Here is a 15,121-nt window from a genome sequence, read left to right on the forward strand (position 1 = left end):
GGCGAAGGGGTGGGTGGAAGAAGAGGTAGACGCGTAGGTTTATCGGCGACGTTCGTGGTTACCCCCTCACCCCACGCTCGCCGCCACCACGGCCATCACCGACAGCAGCAGCACGATCGTCACCAGTTGCAGCGAGGCGACGGGCTGGGTGCGCCAGGCCGTGATTTTGTCGGAGAGCGACAGATGGGCCTCGAAGAATTTCGGCTCGTAGACGGTCTTGAACAGGTGCGGGAAGCTCGGGCCGAGGGTCACGGCGATCAGGGCGTGGGTGAACGAGGCGAAGGCGACGAAGATGGCGACGCCGGGATCGCCGACAAGGTCGTGGTTGCCAACGAGCTTGAGCAGGAAGGCCGCAGTGGCGAAGGTCGGGAAGCTCTGCAGGGCCGCGGTCAGCGCGAGGCCTTCGAGCGCGTTATGCAGGCGGGACTTTCTCGTGGCGGCGATGGTGGCCATGGCACGTCTCCCTGATGACTTGGGGATGACGGTAGCGGCGTCTGGACAGGCGCGACGTGAGATGGATCACGCAGGCCGGCGATGCCGGCTGCGTCTCTCCCCTCCACGTTCACGCAAGCTTCGGCGCACGAGAGCGGGCCGCCTATGTTCCCGGCGCGCGGCTTTGCGGGTTCGTCCACGCGGGCTTGCACACCAAGCAGCCGAAGACGCCGCGAACCCCATGAACCGGGCATTGCGCTCGCACGTCAAAACCTCTGCAAACATTCCTGTGATCTTGCGGATTGCGCCGGCGTGAGACCACGCGCTAGGCTTGCAAAAGGCACAAGATCAAGGAGAGCGGGTGGGAATGACGGTGGAGCAGCTGAATCGCCAACGCGTCGTGCACCTGCTCGATGCCTTCGCGCGCGGCGACATCGAGACGGCGCTGGCCAGCTGCACCGACGACGTCTATTTCCTCACCCACGCCCCGATTGACGTGCTGCCACATCTGGTGCCGCGCCACGGCAAGCAGGAGCTGCGCGAGCTGTGGCAGACGGTCTGGTCGCGCTATTCGGAGGTTCGTTACAAGACGCCGCATATCGTCGCCGAGGGCGAGGCCGTCGCGACCTACATGCACGCTTTTTTCAAGAAGCGCAGCAACGACCGCATCGTGCAGTTCGACATGGCGGTGTTCTACACGTTTCGCGGCGGACTGGTGGCGGAGATGCGCGAGATCATCGATTCCTACGACCTGGTGCAGCAGGTGCTGGAACGGGAGATCGGGCCGCTGATTGCCGGGGCGGACTGAGCGCCGGGACCCGGACAATTACGGGGTTGTATTGTAAATCTCACAAAACCCGTTCAAGTGTGCATTGCGAAAACGTGAATTGCGTTTTGGCCGAAATCTGCTAATTTGTTCGTATACAAATGAGTTGAGCCCTGGCGCCTTGGTGCGCATGGGGTTGTTTGCCGTTTTTTTCCGTAAAGCCAGCTTCAGGACTGCCCCAAATGACAGAGCACAGCCTCTGGCGTTTCTCGCGTGCGTTGCACCGCGCGATCAACGACCGGGATTTTAGGGAAATCGAGGCCCTGATCGACGAGGACGTCGAGTGGGCGCTCTACGGCCCGATCGACATGTTTCCGTTCCTCGGCGCGCGCCAGGGCAAGGATGCCGTGCTCGACGTCATCCGCCAGCTCGCCGACAATTTCCAGGTCCGCCGCTTCGACCGCGAGAGCATCATGCTGGGCGTCGATTCCGCCGCCTCGATGGTGCGCTATTCGCTGACGGCCCTGGATTCCAACAAGCCGATCAGCCTGCGCGTGGCGCAGTTCGCCCAGTTCAAGGCCGGCAAGCTGATCAGCATGCGGGTGCTGATCGACACCTTCGACCTGGTCGAGCAGGCACTCGGCCGCGCCATTCATCTGCCGAAGATGACCAGCGTCGGCTAACGCATGATCCGGCTCCGAAGGGCCGCGTTAGCGCAAAGTGCCAAGCGGTTTTCCGAGAAGATCATGCGCAAACAACAACCTGAAGCGCGACGATGATCATCGCGCTTCAGGGGGGACGCCAACGGGCCCCGCTGTTCGGGACCGATGACGAGGCGATCGCGACGTCCTGGCCTCCAGCCCCGCCGGATGCCGTCGCATCACGAACCTGTCATCGGGCGCGCGCCTTTCGCGCGGCCCGTTGGTTCGCCTCCCCTTGCGAACCGCCACAATTCCGCAACGATAAACCGGCACTTTCAGCGCCGGAATGGCGCATGGTCATTGCGACCGCTATAGTGGGGCGGACAGCATGCGCTGGGGTTCGTGGGCAGGACGATGGAATTCTCGACAGGGTTTGGCTGGACCAGGCTGCCGTTGCTGGCGGCCGCATTCATCTTGGGCTCGGTGCTGACGTTACAGGCACAGATCATTCCGCCCTTCTCGTCACCCGCATCCGACGACGAGGCCGAGGCGGCCGAAGTCCCCGACGTCAATGGTCCCGACATCATGAAGGGCATCGACGTCGACAAGCTCGACTGGAGCCAGATCGGGGTCGATGCGGGGACCGGCATCGACCCGATGGCCGCCAAGAAGTGCGCGCAGGCCGCCGCAAGGGAAGGCCTCGACTGGTCGTCGAATCCCAATGCCAACGGCTCCTCGGCGGTGACCGTGAAGCAATCGGTGTCCTCGTTCTGGGATACCCGAGTCGGCGCCGACATGACGCTGGCGAGCGAGCCCAGGACGATGTCCGAGCTGCTGGCGCAGAAGGCCACCAACGGCGGCAACCTGCCGCAATCCTCGGGCAGCGCCTGGGCGACGGCAACCGCGCCGGGCGCGGGCGCGATCTGGGACAAGACCGCGGTGGAAGCCAGGGTCGATCCCGGCGCCGAGCACAGCAAGATCGGGGCATCGCTGACCAAATCGGTGCCGCTGTCAGGCGACACCTCGCTGACGCTGCAGAACGGCTACAGCGTCAACCAGCAGGGCACCAGTGCGGTCCCCGGCATCGGCGGCCACGTCACGCGCAATTACGAGACCGACCAGAGCGCCAAGGTCACCGTGACCGACACCGGCACCAGCATCGTTGCCGGCCAGACGCTGTCGACCACCGACGACAAATGGCTGCGCAAGCTCGGCGCCGAGCAGAAGCTGTTCGACAACGTCACCGTATCAGGCTCGGTCGGTGAAACCTCGCAAGGCACGCTGAACAAGAGCGTGACGGCGGGCTTCAAGAAGAGCTGGTGAGGCCGGCGCCTCTCCCCGCCTGCGGGGAGAAGGCCATCACCGCGGCAGCATTCACCCTTCCCTAACCATACGCCACGGCAAAACCCCCGAATGGTCCGGCCTTGCCGCATCTCGGCCCATTTGCGGTCAAAATCGGACGCCCTGATACGGCCTGCCTCACAGACGTCGTCGTGCGGGGGACACTCGCGCTGCGCTCAACGCGAACAGGGGAATAACGATGAACGCCATGCGTCCCGAAAAGATCGAAGCCACCGAGACCGAGACGGTCGACACTAACCTCGCCGCCGTGACCGAGGTCGAAGCCGGCATCCGCGACTTCGTCCGCAACGACATCGCCTATCTGCGCCGTCCGGCCGCGACCACCACCGATGCGCCGCCGCTCGATCCGAGCGCGGAAGCCACCGTCAATAACGTCAACTCGCTGATCCAGCGCGTCGCCGGCACTTCGCTCGCCGAGATCGAGAATTTGATCTCCGAGCTCGAGAGCCTGCGCGACCTGCTCCACGCCGAAGGCCAGCGCGTCCAGCGCGAGATCTCCGGCTACGCCCAGCTCAGCCAGGCCGCGATGAAATCGACCCGCATGATCGCCGACAACGTCGCGCAGTGGAAGCGCGCCGCCGACGGCCTGCGCAACAGCTGATCGCCGGTACGAACGCATCATTGGCCGCCGCGTTCCGGAAGGGAGCGCGGCGGTTTTGATTTGTTGGTGGGTCACGCAGCCGTTTCTCCAACACAGGTGTCATCACCCGCCTGTGCGCAATTGCGCACAGGGGCGGGTGATCCAGTATTCCACCAGCGCCGGTGATTGAATCGATAGGCCGCGGCGTACTGGATGCCCCGGACAAGCCGGGGCATGACAGCGGAGAATGTGGCGCGGCCAACGGCCACCATTGAACCCTCCGGCCCACCCCGGCGACCAACGCCAAGCGCCCGTGCTACGGCCGGGCTCAGGGGACATTTCAGATGGAAAGCATTCGGCCCGACACCACGGACCCGATCCCGTTGCGGCCCGCGCCGAATCAATTCGGCACGATCATGCTGCGCTTTGTCGGGCTGCTGGCGGTTGCGATCGCCATCCTGGCGTTCGTCTATAGCCGCTGAGCTGCGGCCGGATGCCGGCCGCGATCGTTAACGAATTCTTACCGGGCCGCTTCCGCCGTCGAGGCTTCCAGCGTGTAGGCGCCATCGGCGTAGCCCTTCGCCACCATGCCCGCGACCAGCATCACGGCCAGCGTCGCGGTCGCGAAGATGAATCCAACAAATTTGAGTGCGCCGCGATCAGCCATGGTCCTCGTCCCCTGTCGTCTGCCTATTCGTTTCAAATAGACAGCGACAGGTTCATAATTAGTTAGCAACTGACTGGTTCCGCGAAACTGCTTCGCCGTAACCATGTTGCGCAGGCTTATGGCAGCCACCCGGAATCGCGTCCATAGCGCGCGGGCAACACTCGCGCACTCATTTGCCCGTTCATCTTGGAACAGATCTAACCGCCCTTGCGCAGCGGCACGAAGGCGGAGGCGGTGATGGAATAGACCTCCTCGCCGCGCTGGTTGGTGCCGGTGGTGCGGGCCGTCAAAATGCCCCAGCCGGGACGGGAGGCGGAGGCGCGCTTGTCGATGACTTCATTGACGTAAGCGACGGTGTCGCCGGCGAGCACCGGCCTGATCCAGCGCAGGTCGCGAAAGCCCGGCGACGGGCCCCACACCGCGACCTCCTCGCCGCGCGAGGCGGCCTCGCGTGCCAGGCGCTGGCCGTCGGCGACAAGCAGGCTCATGCAGGCCGAGCCGACATGCCAGCCCGAGGCCGCGAGCCCGCCGAACAGCGAGTTCTTGCCCTCCTCCTCGTCGAGGTGAAAGCGTTGCGGATCGAACTTGGCGGCGAAGGTCTTGATCTTTTCCGCCGTGAACGTATAGGCGCCGATCTCGCGGCGCTGACCGATCGCGATGTCTTCGAAGAACCGCATCAGGCCGCTCCCTCGCGCCGCTTGATCAGGATCGGCGAGGTCATCTCGGCGAGCGCCTGCCCCGCCGCATTGCGCGCGGTGCATTTGAACTTGACAATGCCGAGCTCAGGTCGGCTCTTCGAGGCCCGCGCCTCCAGGACATCGACGTCGAGCGTGAGATCGTCGCCGGGCCGCAGTGGCGACAGCCAGCGCACCTCGTCGACGCCGGGAGATCCCAGTGACGCGGCGCGCGTGATGAAGCCGTCGGCCATCATCCGCATCATCAGCGAGCACAGGTGCCAGCCCGAACCGGACAGGCCGCGCAGCATGCTCTCAGCTGCTGCCGCCTCGTCGAGGTGCATCGGCTGCGGATCGAACTCGGCGGCAAAGGCCAATATCTCGTCGCGGGTGACGTGGCGCGGGCCGAACGTTCCGAACCGGCCAGGCGGGAAATCTTCGAAGGTCAGGGTCATCTCGGAAAGCTTTGCGGGAATGACAGATTGTGGCCGCACTTTGCGGCAATCTCAACCCGCCGGCCCGCATGGCTCGTGCTACATACTTGAGATCGGCGTTGATTTGAGTCGGATCGATCGACGGCCGAAGCCCGATTTGAAGTCCCGATTTGCCTTGCGATTTGCCTTGGGGAGAGCAATGTTCTCATTCAGCGACCTGTTCCAGTGGGACCGCTTCATCACGCCGACGATCATCAAGACCTTCTACTGGCTGGTGATCGCGCTGATCTGCCTGTTCGGGCTCTCCGGCATCTTCTCAGGGTTGGCCGCGATGGCGATCAGCCCATTCGGCGGCTTCCTGGTGCTGCTGTCGTCGATCGCCAGCGTCGTGGTCGGCATCGTGTTCTCGCGCATCGTCGCGGAGCTGATCCTGATCGTCTTCCGCATCAACGAGCATCTCGGCGCGATCCGGGACCAGGGATCAGGGATGCGGTGATTCCCGTCATTCCGGGGCGCCTCGAAGAGGCGAGCCCGGAATCCATTGAGCCACAGAACAAGCGTATAGATGGATTCCGGGCTCGCGCTTCGCGCGCCCCGGAATGACCAGCTCCTACGTATTAAACCTGAAATGCATCACGTCGCCGTCGGCGACGACGTAATCCTTGCCTTCGAGGCGGAGCTTGCCGGCATCGCGGGCACCGGCTTCGCCGCCGAGCGCGACGTAATCGTCATACGCGATGGTCTCGGCGCGGATAAAACCCTTCTCGAAATCGGTGTGGATCACGCCGGCCGCCGCCGGCGCCTTGGTGCCGCGATAGATGGTCCAGGCGCGCGCTTCCTTCGGGCCCACGGTGAAGTAGGTGATGAGGTCGAGCAGGGTGTAGCCGGCGCGGATCAGGCGATCGAGGCCGGCTTCTTCGAGGCCCAAGGTCTCCAGGAAGTCCGCGCGCTCGTCACGCGAGATGGTCGCGATCTCGGATTCGATCTTGGCGGAGATGACGACGGCAACCGCGCCCTCCTTCGCCGCCTGCTCCTCGACCGCCTTGGAGAAGGCGTTGCCTGTCGCGGCCGAGCCTTCCTCGACGTTGCAGACATAGAGCACGGGCTTGGACGACAGCAGGCCGAGCATCGAGAAGGCCCGCTCCTCCTCCGCCTTGCGCTCGACGAGGCGCGCGGGCTTGCCTTCGCGCAAGAGCACCAGGGTGCGGTTGACGAGATCGAGCTGCTCCTTGGCGTCCTTGTCGTTGCCCTTGGCCTTCTTGGTGAGATTGTCGACGCGCTTCTCGAGGCTGTCGAGATCGGCGAGCATCAGCTCGGTCTCGATGGTCTCGATGTCCGCGAGCGGGGCGATCTTGCCTTCGACATGGGTGATGTCGGAGTCTTCAAAGCAGCGCACGACATGCGCGATGGCGTCGACCTCGCGGATATTGGCCAGGAACTGGTTGCCGAGGCCTTCACCCTTGGAGGCGCCGCGCACGAGGCCTGCGATGTCGACGAAGGTCAGCCGGGTCGGGATGATCTGGCCCGACTTGGCGATGGCCGCGAGCTTGTCGAGCCTGGGATCGGGCACGGCGACCTCGCCGACATTCGGCTCGATGGTGCAGAAAGGATAGTTCGCGGCCTGCGCCGCGGCCGTCTCGGTCAGCGCATTGAACAAGGTCGACTTGCCGACATTGGGCAATCCGACGATCCCGCATTTGAATCCCATGGTGGTCCTGGCCTCCGCGCTTCGCGCGCAAATGTCTTTCGAACTCGTCATGCGCGGGCTTGATCCGCGCATCCATCGTCTTCGAAGGATGGATCGCCGGATCAAGTCCGGCGATGACAGGTGTTATTCCTTGCCGTTCTCGTCCTTGGTCAAAAACCCCTTCGCCTGCATGGCCAGATGCACCCTGTTGGCGAAGGTCGCGTCCGTGCCCTTGGCAAGCAGCGCGGCATGCTCGGCCACCGCATCGCAGAGCGTCGCCACCCATTCGTTGTCGGCCTTGGCGAAGTCCGACAGCACATGGCCGTGCACCAGCTCCTTGACGCCGGGATGACCGATGCCGAGCCGCACCCGGCGATAATCGTTGCCGATATGCGCCGAGATCGAACGCAGGCCGTTATGGCCGGCAATGCCGCCGCCGATCTTCACCCGCACCTTGCCTGGCGGCAGCTCGAGCTCGTCGTGGAACACGGTGGTGTCGCCCGCGGCGATCTTGAAGAAGCTCGCCGCTTCCTGAACGCTGCGTCCGGACTCGTTCATGTAGGTCGTGGGCTTGAGCAGGATCACGCGCTCGGGTCCGAGCGCACCTTCCGAGGTCTCGCCCTGAAAGCGGCGGCGCCACGGCGCAAAACCATGACGCCGCGCGATCTCGTCGACGGCCATGAAGCCGATATTGTGCCGGTTACGTGCGTATTTCGCGCCGGGATTGCCGAGCCCAACAAAGAGTCGCATGACGCGGCGCGCCCCCCGCTCGGCGCGCGGTCAAGGACCGCGCGCCAGCTTCGAGAGATTACTTCTTCTTGTCGCCGCCGGCGGGAGCCTTGGCAGCAGCGGCAGGAGCAGCAGCCGGAGCCGCAGCACCAGCGGCCGGAGCAGCCGCAGCGCCCGGGGCCGCACCAGCAGCGGCAGCCGCAGCAGCGGCCTTCTGCTCTTCGGCGTAACCGGACGGCGGCACGATGGTGACGAGGGTCGCGTCCTCGCGGGTCAGCGCCTTGACGCCGGCCGGTAGCTTGACGTCGGCCAGATGCAGGGAGTGACCGATCTCGAGCGAGCTGACATCGGCCTCGATGTATTGCGGGATGCTCTCGACGCCGCATTCGAGCTCGATCGCGTGGGCGACGATGTTGACGGTGCCGCCGCGCTTCACGCCCGGGGAGGTTTCGGCCTTCACCACGTGCAGGGGAACGCTGATGCGGATGGTGGCGCCTTCGCCCAGCCGCATGAAGTCGACATGGATCGGGAAGTCCTTGACCGGATCGAGGTGATAGTCGCGCGGAATGACGCGGTGCTTCTTGCCCTCGAGGTCGATGTCGACCAGCGTGGTCAGGAACCGGCCGGCAAGGATGCGCTGGCGCAGTTCACGATCCTCGATCGAGATCGTCAGCGGGGGCTGGTTGTTGCCGTAGATCACTCCGGGCACTCGCCCGGCGCGACGCTCAGCCCGGGCGGCCCCCTTGCCGCTCTTCGGACGTGCGGTCGCCTTCAATTCCTTGACGGTCGTCGCCATGTCGTTAAGTCCTTGTTTTTGCAAAAGTTAATGGGCCGCAAGGCGGCCCATGGCATGGTCCACAGCAAGCCTCCAGGGGTGCGGGGGCCGCGGACGTGGCGGGCTTTTACCCGGAAGCTGCGGAAATGACAAGGAGAATGGGCTGGCAGCCCGCGGTTCGCACCCTCCCCTGGAGGGCCAGGTGCTTACCCTCCCCTGGAGGGGGAGGAGTCAGAGACCGCGCTTAAGACGTCGGAGTCCCCCCCAGCCTCGCCTCCAGCGCCGCGATCCGCACCTTCAGCGCCTCGTTCTCCTCGCGTGCCAGGCGTGCCATGTCCTTGACCGCCTCGAACTCCTCGCGCTTGACGAGGTCCATGTCGCGCAGGAATTTTTCGGCCTGGCTGCGCATCACGGAATCGAACTCGCGCTTGACGCCCTGGGCAGCACCGGCGGCGTCGTTCATCAGGCGGCCGATCTCGTCGAAAAACCGGTTATTGGTCTGGGTCATTGTGGGCCTCCGATAAACTTTGCGCGAACACGCAGAATGACAATGGCAATCCGACGGGGCCGGTTCAAGGGCGAAGCGGCGGTATCCTTGTCATGCATCGGTTTCCTTGCAATCGTATTCAACGTCCCCGCATAAGAGGAATCACGGGGCGTCTGCCGGCGCCGACCGCCGCGATCCCGCTTGGACATAGAAGGCGCGATGCCGTTTCTGCTCATCGACTTCCCCGCCTTCAACCCGATCGCGCTCGAGATCGGTCCGTTCGCGATCAAATGGTATGCCTTGGCCTATATCTGCGGCATCGTGTTCGGCTGGCTTTATGCCCGCGCGCTGCTGAAGAGCGAACGCCTGTGGGGCGGACCCGCGCCGATCTCGCTGCTTCAGATCGATGACTTCATCCTGTGGGTCACGCTCGGCATCATCATCGGCGGCCGCGCCGGCTACGTGCTGTTCTACAACCTGCCCTTCTTCATCGACCATCCCGCCGCGATCTTCAAATTGTGGGAGGGCGGGATGTCGTTCCACGGCGGCTTCCTCGGCTGCGTCGTCGCGGTGATGTGGTTCGCCTGGCGCAATGGCATCTCGATCCTGTCGCTCGGCGACATCACCACCGCGGTCGCCCCGGTCGGGCTGTTGCTCGGACGCATCGCCAATTTCATCAACGGCGAATTGTGGGGCCGCGCCACCGACCCGACCCTGCCCTGGGCGATCATCTTCCCCAACGATCCGACGCAACTGCCGCGGCATCCGAGCCAGCTCTACCAAGCCGGCATGGAGGGCATCCTGCTGTTCACGGTGCTCGCGATCATGATCCGGTTCGGTGCCTTGAAGCGCCCCGGCATGATCCTCGGCGCCTTCATCCTGGTCTATGGTCTGGCCCGCATCGCCGGCGAGCATTTCCGCGAGCCGGACGCGCAGCTCGGTTTCCTCTGGGGCGGATTAACCATGGGCATGCTGCTGTCGATCCCGATGCTTATCGTCGGCCTCATTCTTATTGTATTGGCAGTGAGGCGCGGTGCGCCGACGCCCTTCCAGGCCATTCGTTAATTCATTTCGAGAAGATCGCCGTGACCGACCAGCCGCTGCTCAACGAGATCAAGGCGCTGATCAAATCTTCCGGGCCCATGCCGGTCTGGCGGTACATGGAACTGTGCCTGATGCATCCGCGCTACGGCTATTACGTCTCGCGCGATCCGCTCGGGCGCGAGGGCGACTTCACCACGGCGCCCGAAGTCAGCCAGATGTTCGGCGAGCTGTTGGGGTTGTGGACCGCCTCGGTCTGGAAGCAGATGGGCTCGCCGCAGTTCCTTCGGCTGATCGAGCTCGGCCCCGGCCGCGGCACCATGATGGCGGATGCGCTGCGCGCGCTCCGCGTGCTGCCCCCGCTCTACCAGGCGCTCCACATCCACATGGTCGAGGTCAATCCCGTGTTGCGGGACCGGCAGAGCGCGACGCTCGCCAACGTGCGCAACATCGCCTGGCACGACAGCATCGACGAGGTGCCGGAGGGCCCCAGCATCATCCTCGCCAACGAATATTTCGACGTGCTGCCGATCCACCAGATGGTCCGGCTCGAGAACGGCTGGCACGAGCGCGTGATCGAGATCGATCCCAACGGCAAGCTTCAGTTCGGCGCGGCGCCGGAGCCGACGCCTCGCTTCGACGTGCTCCTGCCGCCCGTGGTGCGCGCCGCCCCCATCGGCGCCGTGTTCGAGTGGCGCCCCGACGGCGAGATCATGAAGCTTGCCACGCGCGTGCGCGACCAGGACGGCGCGGCGCTGATCATCGATTACGGCCACCTCCGCAGCGACGCCGGCGACACGTTCCAGGCGATTGCGCGCCACAGCTTCGCCGATCCCTTGAAGGCGCCGGGCCAGGCCGACGTCACCGCCCATGTCGATTTCCAGGCGCTGGCGCGCGCGGCCGAGGATGTCGGCGCGCGCGTGCATGGGCCGGTGACGCAAGGCGACTTCCTCAAGCGGATCGGCATCGACACCCGCGCCGCCGCCCTGATGCAGAAAGCTGCGCCCGACGTTGCCACCGACATTTCGGTGGCGCTCAGACGCCTGACCGATACCGGGCGTGGCGGCATGGGCTCGATGTTCAAGGTGCTCGGCATCTCCGAGCCGCGGCTAGCAAGCCTAGCCGGCCTCAGCGATCTCGAACAGGCAGGAGAGGCCTCATGACGATAGCTTCGTCGCTGCTGTCGGCCGTGCCCGGCCTGCGCCATGCCTTCTTCACCCGCGAAGGCGGCGTCTCCGGCGGCATCTATTCCGCGCTGAACGGCGGGCTCGGCTCCAACGACGACCAGACCCTGGTCGCCGAGAACCGGCGCCGCATGGCCGAGCATGTCGGCGTTGCGCCCGAGCGCTTCCTCAGCCTGCACCAGATCCATTCGCCCGACGTGCTGGTTGCCGAGGCACCGTGGCCGAGCGGGCCACGACCCAAGGGCGATGCGCTGGTGACGAAGACGCCGGGCATCGCGCTCGGCGTCTCCACCGCCGATTGCGGGCCGGTGCTGTTCGTCGATCCGAAGGCGCGCGTGATCGGCGGCGCGCATGCGGGGTGGAAGGGCGCACTGACGGGCGTGCTGGAATCCACCATCGCGGCGATGGAGCAGCTCGGCGCCACGCGCGGCGGCATCATCGCCGCGATCGGCCCCTTGATCCGCCAGGACAGCTACGAGGTCGGCAACGAGTTCGTCGCGCGCTTCATCGAACAGGATGCCGAGAACACTGTGTTCTTCATCCCCTCGGTGCGCGAGGGCCACGCGATGTTCGATCTCGCCGGCTTCATCCGCAAGCGGCTCGAGGCCGCAGGCATCCTGATGATCGACGATCTCGGCCTCGATACCTACGCCGACGAGCGCTTCTTCAGCTATCGGCGTTCGGTCCATCGCAAGGAGCCGGATTACGGCCGTCACGTTCACGCGATTGCGCTGGATGGGTGAACACAGGGGCAACCCCGTGTCATTCCGGGGCTCGCGAAGCGAGAACCCGGAATCCATCGTGCGGCAATTCACGCGGCGAAATGGATTCCGGGTTCGATGCTTGCGCATCGCCCCCGGAATGACAGTGGGGATGTGTCGCGCCTGCCCTAGACCTTAATCGATTTTAACGATATCGCTGCCCTCCATAATGAGGGACGCGTCATTCATCTTCCGCCGCGCGGGTTCGCGCGTGCTGGCGGTCATGCTGCTGGTGGCGGCGGCCGCGCTGGGCGGCTGCGCCGGCGGCGGCGGCAGTGCCGCCAATTCCTATGCGATGGCGCCGAGCGCCGGCAGCGGGGCCACTATCGCCTTCGAATCGATCGACGGGCCACCTCCGCAAGTGTTCGACCGCATGGTCGGCGTGCTCGACAGCGAATCCAAGCTGCGCAGCCTGTCCGTGGTCTCCCGCGAAGGTACGGCTGCCTATCGCGTGCGCAGCTACCTCTCCGCCCAGGTGGTGCGCGGCAAGACCGTGATCGCCTGGGTCTGGGACGTCTACGACGCCAACCAGCAGCGCGCGCTGCGTCTCTCCGGCGAGGAACCGACCTCGGCCAAGGGCGGGCGCGACGCGTGGTCGGCTGCCGACGACCTCGTGCTGCGGAAGATCGCCCAGGCCGGATTCAGCGGACTTTCCAACATGATCAACGGAACGCCGGATGCACCCGGCGCGGCTCCGGCATTGCGGGGACCGGCGGTGGCCAGCGTCGTCAAGGACGCTCCCGCGCAGGACATGCCGGCATCAGCGCTCGGCTATGCCGAGCAATAACCCCCGCTAAACCACGGCCTCAACTTGCGGCCAAGCCGTTGGCCCGACTCAGGATTTTCGAAGGGAAAACGTAGCATCCCGGGTTGCCATCGCGGCCTTCCGCCTGATATTTCCTCGCCCGTCGTAACCGTGCTGCCAGCGGGTATTTTCTGATGTTGAAGGTCGTATCCAGCAAAGCGCGGGAGGAAGCGTCCATGTCGGCCAAAAACGGCTCCATCAAGCTCGTCGCCGGCAACTCCAATCCGGCCCTCGCCCAGGCGATCGCGCAAGGGCTCGACCTGCCGCTGACCAAGGCGGTGGTGCGGCGCTTCGCCGACATGGAGATCTTCGTCGAGATCCAGGAGAACGTCCGCGGCTCGGATGCCTTCGTCATCCAGTCGACCTCGTTCCCCGCCAACGACCATCTGATGGAATTGCTCATCATCACCGACGCGCTGCGCCGCTCCTCGGCGCGCCGCATCACCGCAGTGCTGCCCTATTTCGGCTACGCCAGGCAGGACCGTAAATCAGGCTCGCGCACGCCGATCTCGGCCAAGCTCGTCGCCAACATGATCACGCAGGCCGGCGTCGACCGCGTCATGACGCTCGACCTGCATGCCGGCCAGATCCAGGGCTTCTTCGACATCCCGACCGACAACCTCTTCGCCGCGCCGCTGATGGTGCGCGACATCAAGGACAAGTTCGACCTGACCAAGACGATGGTGGTCTCGCCCGACGTCGGCGGCGTCGCCCGCGCGCGCGGTCTCGCCAAGCGCATCAACACCCCGCTCGCGATCGTCGACAAGCGCCGCGAGCGGCCGGGCGAGTCCGAGGTCATGAACGTGATCGGCGACGTCTCCGGCCACACCTGCATCCTCGTCGACGACATCGTCGATTCCGGCGGCACGCTGGTGAACGCGGCCGATGCGCTGCTCGCCAAGGGCGCCAAGGACGTCTACGCCTACATCACCCACGGCGTGCTCTCCGGCGGCGCGGCGGCGCGCATCGCCGGCTCCAGGCTGAAGGAGCTGGTGATCACCGATTCGATCCTGCCGACCGACGCGGTGACCAAGGCGCCGAACATCCGCACCCTGCCGATCGCCAGCCTGATCTCGGATGCGATCGCGCGCACGGCGGCGGAAGAATCGGTGTCGAGCCTGTTCGACTGATTTGATCTAGCACCGTCATTCCGGGGCGGCGCGTCACCGCCGAACCCGGAATCCATCTTGCAGCAATCCGTGTCGATCAATGGATTCCGGGCTCGCGCTGCGCGCGCCCCGGAATGACCATTGCCTACCCCACGATCCCCGCCGCGACCTGGCCGCGCAAACGCTCCAAGCCGTGCAACGTCTCCGCACAGGCGGTCGCGACCTCGACGCCCTTGATCGCAAAGTGCTTGCGGAAGAAATCGTAGTGCACCTCGGTCTCGTGGAATTGCTGCGGCGTCAGCACGGCCGAGAACACCGGCACCTCCGTCCGCAGCTGCACGTCCATCAGCGCCTTGATCACGGTGTCGGCGACGAATTCGTGGCGGTAGATGCCGCCGTCGACGACGAGACCGGCCGCGACGATCGCGGTGTAGCGCCGCGTCTTGGCGAGGACCTGCGCGTGCAGCGGAATCTCGAACGAGCCCGGCACCTCGAACACGTCGACATGGGTGAGGTGGCGGGCTTCCGCCTCCTTCATGAAGGCGATGCGGGCTTCCGCGACCACGTCGCGGTGCCAGCAGGCCTGCACGAAGGCCACCCGCTGCGGCTTGGCGAAGCGCGGATGCGCAGGGGCCGGATCCACGGGAACCGGCGGCGGCGTTTGGGACGTTTCGGTTTGGGGGTCTTGCAGCATCTGATTCATGGCTTTCCTCGGTTTAAGGACCAGAATCAGGGCACACGGAACGACAAACAGCCGCATCGTCTCGATGCGTCTGCCAGCGACCGTTCTCTTTCATCCGGACTTTAACCGTCGGCTTCGGAGTTGCACCGAATCTGCTGACCCTTCCGTTCGGGATAAACCCTTGCGGAAGGCGCTCGCGGGCTTGGGCCTGTCGGCCCTTACCGCCGGTGGGGACTTTCACCCCGCCCTGAGAACATCGGCCGTCCGGGATGAACGGCCTATCAGGAAATATGCCGCCGCCGGGC

General features: G+C 65.0%; 20 protein-coding genes and 1 riboswitch. Of the genes, 11 read left to right on the forward strand and 9 right to left on the reverse strand.

Going from position 1 to position 15,121, the window contains the following annotated elements; translation table 11 throughout:
- Positions 1–66: 66 nt before the first annotated feature.
- Entirely contained in the window at positions 67–453 is a 387-nt protein-coding gene (locus tag I6F28_RS18605; RefSeq protein ID WP_225140461.1) for a hypothetical protein, read from the reverse strand.
- A 346-nt stretch (positions 454–799) separates the two neighbouring features.
- Between I6F28_RS18605 and I6F28_RS18610 the strand changes: the two genes are divergently transcribed.
- From I6F28_RS18610 to I6F28_RS18630, 5 genes are all read left to right on the forward strand, one after another.
- The gene (locus I6F28_RS18610) at positions 800–1,240 is read left to right on the forward strand and encodes a nuclear transport factor 2 family protein (RefSeq protein ID WP_225140462.1); all 441 of its coding nucleotides are present in this window, start codon (positions 800–802) and stop codon (positions 1,238–1,240) included.
- A 200-nt stretch (positions 1,241–1,440) separates the two neighbouring features.
- Entirely contained in the window at positions 1,441–1,881 is a 441-nt protein-coding gene (locus tag I6F28_RS18615; RefSeq protein WP_225140463.1) for a nuclear transport factor 2 family protein, read from the forward strand.
- Between the two features lie 372 nt (positions 1,882–2,253).
- Positions 2,254–3,162 carry a hypothetical protein gene (locus I6F28_RS18620; RefSeq protein WP_225140464.1) on the forward strand — a complete coding sequence of 303 codons (909 nt, stop codon included), beginning with the start codon at positions 2,254–2,256 and terminating at the stop codon, positions 3,160–3,162.
- Between the two features lie 217 nt (positions 3,163–3,379).
- A complete protein-coding gene (locus I6F28_RS18625; RefSeq protein WP_036009414.1) occupies positions 3,380–3,802 on the forward strand; it encodes a hypothetical protein in 423 nt (140 codons plus the stop codon).
- 323 nt (positions 3,803–4,125) lie between these two features.
- Positions 4,126–4,263: a hypothetical protein gene (locus I6F28_RS18630; protein ID WP_007614812.1), complete on the forward strand. Its 138-nt coding sequence runs from the start codon at positions 4,126–4,128 to the stop codon at positions 4,261–4,263.
- Positions 4,264–4,301: 38 nt separating this feature from the next.
- Here the strand turns inward: I6F28_RS18630 and I6F28_RS18635 are convergent, their stop codons facing one another.
- From I6F28_RS18635 to I6F28_RS18645, 3 genes are all read right to left on the reverse strand, one after another.
- A complete protein-coding gene (locus tag I6F28_RS18635; RefSeq protein ID WP_036009412.1) occupies positions 4,302–4,448 on the reverse strand; it encodes a hypothetical protein in 147 nt (48 codons plus the stop codon).
- A 197-nt stretch (positions 4,449–4,645) separates the two neighbouring features.
- Positions 4,646–5,125 carry a MaoC family dehydratase gene (locus I6F28_RS18640; RefSeq protein ID WP_036027193.1) on the reverse strand — a complete coding sequence of 160 codons (480 nt, stop codon included), beginning with the start codon at positions 5,123–5,125 and terminating at the stop codon, positions 4,646–4,648.
- Positions 5,125–5,577 carry a MaoC family dehydratase gene (locus I6F28_RS18645; RefSeq protein ID WP_036027191.1) on the reverse strand — a complete coding sequence of 151 codons (453 nt, stop codon included), beginning with the start codon at positions 5,575–5,577 and terminating at the stop codon, positions 5,125–5,127. Before I6F28_RS18645 ends, I6F28_RS18640 begins: the two co-directional genes overlap by 1 nt.
- Positions 5,578–5,755: 178 nt before the next feature.
- Between I6F28_RS18645 and I6F28_RS18650 the strand changes: the two genes are divergently transcribed.
- Positions 5,756–6,052 carry a DUF4282 domain-containing protein gene (locus I6F28_RS18650; protein ID WP_028134403.1) on the forward strand — a complete coding sequence of 99 codons (297 nt, stop codon included), beginning with the start codon at positions 5,756–5,758 and terminating at the stop codon, positions 6,050–6,052.
- Between the two features lie 114 nt (positions 6,053–6,166).
- Here the strand turns inward: I6F28_RS18650 and ychF are convergent, their stop codons facing one another.
- The 4 genes from ychF to I6F28_RS18670 all read right to left on the reverse strand — a co-directional run bounded on the left by ychF (position 6,167) and on the right by I6F28_RS18670 (position 9,255).
- A complete protein-coding gene (ychF, locus tag I6F28_RS18655) occupies positions 6,167–7,264 on the reverse strand; it encodes a redox-regulated ATPase YchF (protein ID WP_036009406.1) in 1,098 nt (365 codons plus the stop codon).
- A 123-nt stretch (positions 7,265–7,387) separates the two neighbouring features.
- Positions 7,388–7,993, reverse strand: a complete 606-nt coding sequence (gene pth / locus I6F28_RS18660; protein WP_036009403.1) for an aminoacyl-tRNA hydrolase — start codon at positions 7,991–7,993, stop codon at positions 7,388–7,390.
- A gap of 58 nt (positions 7,994–8,051) precedes the next feature.
- A complete protein-coding gene (locus I6F28_RS18665) occupies positions 8,052–8,768 on the reverse strand; it encodes a 50S ribosomal protein L25/general stress protein Ctc (protein ID WP_225140465.1) in 717 nt (238 codons plus the stop codon).
- A 223-nt stretch (positions 8,769–8,991) separates the two neighbouring features.
- Positions 8,992–9,255 (reverse strand): accessory factor UbiK family protein, encoded by a 264-nt coding sequence (locus I6F28_RS18670; protein ID WP_225140466.1) that lies wholly within the window; start codon positions 9,253–9,255, stop codon positions 8,992–8,994.
- Between the two features lie 198 nt (positions 9,256–9,453).
- Here I6F28_RS18670 and lgt point away from each other — a divergent pair, with 198 nt between their 5' ends.
- The 5 genes from lgt to I6F28_RS18695 all read left to right on the forward strand — a co-directional run bounded on the left by lgt (position 9,454) and on the right by I6F28_RS18695 (position 14,155).
- Positions 9,454–10,299, forward strand: a complete 846-nt coding sequence (gene lgt, locus I6F28_RS18675; RefSeq protein ID WP_225140467.1) for a prolipoprotein diacylglyceryl transferase — start codon at positions 9,454–9,456, stop codon at positions 10,297–10,299.
- 20 nt (positions 10,300–10,319) lie between these two features.
- A complete protein-coding gene (locus I6F28_RS18680; protein ID WP_225140468.1) occupies positions 10,320–11,438 on the forward strand; it encodes a class I SAM-dependent methyltransferase in 1,119 nt (372 codons plus the stop codon).
- On the forward strand, positions 11,435–12,202 hold the full coding sequence (gene pgeF, locus I6F28_RS18685) for a peptidoglycan editing factor PgeF (protein ID WP_225140469.1): 768 nt from the start codon (positions 11,435–11,437) through the stop codon (positions 12,200–12,202). Before I6F28_RS18680 ends, pgeF begins: the two co-directional genes overlap by 4 nt.
- Before the next feature lie 187 nt (positions 12,203–12,389).
- Entirely contained in the window at positions 12,390–13,007 is a 618-nt protein-coding gene (locus I6F28_RS18690; protein WP_225140470.1) for a hypothetical protein, read from the forward strand.
- Between the two features lie 194 nt (positions 13,008–13,201).
- Complete coding sequence (locus I6F28_RS18695) at positions 13,202–14,155, forward strand: ribose-phosphate pyrophosphokinase (RefSeq protein ID WP_036009398.1); 954 nt, start codon at positions 13,202–13,204, stop codon at positions 14,153–14,155.
- 124 nt (positions 14,156–14,279) lie between these two features.
- Here the strand turns inward: I6F28_RS18695 and I6F28_RS18700 are convergent, their stop codons facing one another.
- Complete coding sequence (locus I6F28_RS18700) at positions 14,280–14,837, reverse strand: 6,7-dimethyl-8-ribityllumazine synthase (RefSeq protein ID WP_036027167.1); 558 nt, start codon at positions 14,835–14,837, stop codon at positions 14,280–14,282.
- Positions 14,838–14,915: 78 nt separating this feature from the next.
- Positions 14,916–15,075: riboswitch (FMN riboswitch) on the reverse strand.
- Positions 15,076–15,121 lie beyond the last annotated feature (46 nt).

Origin of the sequence: Bradyrhizobium sp. NBAIM14, assembly GCF_020193895.1 — a bacterium.
GTDB classification, from domain to species: domain Bacteria; phylum Pseudomonadota; class Alphaproteobacteria; order Rhizobiales; family Xanthobacteraceae; genus Bradyrhizobium; species Bradyrhizobium yuanmingense.

Coding starts and splice junctions, on each gene's coding strand:
- I6F28_RS18605 (WP_225140461.1), bottom strand. CDS start 453: ATGGCCACCATCGCCGCCACGAGAAAGTCCCGCCTGCATAACGCGCTC.
- I6F28_RS18610 (WP_225140462.1), top strand. CDS start 800: ATGACGGTGGAGCAGCTGAATCGCCAACGCGTCGTGCACCTGCTCGAT.
- I6F28_RS18615 (WP_225140463.1), top strand. CDS start 1,441: ATGACAGAGCACAGCCTCTGGCGTTTCTCGCGTGCGTTGCACCGCGCG.
- I6F28_RS18620 (WP_225140464.1), top strand. CDS start 2,254: ATGGAATTCTCGACAGGGTTTGGCTGGACCAGGCTGCCGTTGCTGGCG.
- I6F28_RS18625 (WP_036009414.1), top strand. CDS start 3,380: ATGAACGCCATGCGTCCCGAAAAGATCGAAGCCACCGAGACCGAGACG.
- I6F28_RS18630 (WP_007614812.1), top strand. CDS start 4,126: ATGGAAAGCATTCGGCCCGACACCACGGACCCGATCCCGTTGCGGCCC.
- I6F28_RS18635 (WP_036009412.1), bottom strand. CDS start 4,448: ATGGCTGATCGCGGCGCACTCAAATTTGTTGGATTCATCTTCGCGACC.
- I6F28_RS18640 (WP_036027193.1), bottom strand. CDS start 5,125: ATGCGGTTCTTCGAAGACATCGCGATCGGTCAGCGCCGCGAGATCGGC.
- I6F28_RS18645 (WP_036027191.1), bottom strand. CDS start 5,577: ATGACCCTGACCTTCGAAGATTTCCCGCCTGGCCGGTTCGGAACGTTC.
- I6F28_RS18650 (WP_028134403.1), top strand. CDS start 5,756: ATGTTCTCATTCAGCGACCTGTTCCAGTGGGACCGCTTCATCACGCCG.
- ychF (WP_036009406.1), bottom strand. CDS start 7,264: ATGGGATTCAAATGCGGGATCGTCGGATTGCCCAATGTCGGCAAGTCG.
- pth (WP_036009403.1), bottom strand. CDS start 7,993: ATGCGACTCTTTGTTGGGCTCGGCAATCCCGGCGCGAAATACGCACGT.
- I6F28_RS18665 (WP_225140465.1), bottom strand. CDS start 8,768: ATGGCGACGACCGTCAAGGAATTGAAGGCGACCGCACGTCCGAAGAGC.
- I6F28_RS18670 (WP_225140466.1), bottom strand. CDS start 9,255: ATGACCCAGACCAATAACCGGTTTTTCGACGAGATCGGCCGCCTGATG.
- lgt (WP_225140467.1), top strand. CDS start 9,454: ATGCCGTTTCTGCTCATCGACTTCCCCGCCTTCAACCCGATCGCGCTC.
- pgeF (WP_225140469.1), top strand. CDS start 11,435: ATGACGATAGCTTCGTCGCTGCTGTCGGCCGTGCCCGGCCTGCGCCAT.
- I6F28_RS18690 (WP_225140470.1), top strand. CDS start 12,390: ATGAGGGACGCGTCATTCATCTTCCGCCGCGCGGGTTCGCGCGTGCTG.
- I6F28_RS18695 (WP_036009398.1), top strand. CDS start 13,202: ATGTCGGCCAAAAACGGCTCCATCAAGCTCGTCGCCGGCAACTCCAAT.
- I6F28_RS18700 (WP_036027167.1), bottom strand. CDS start 14,837: ATGAATCAGATGCTGCAAGACCCCCAAACCGAAACGTCCCAAACGCCG.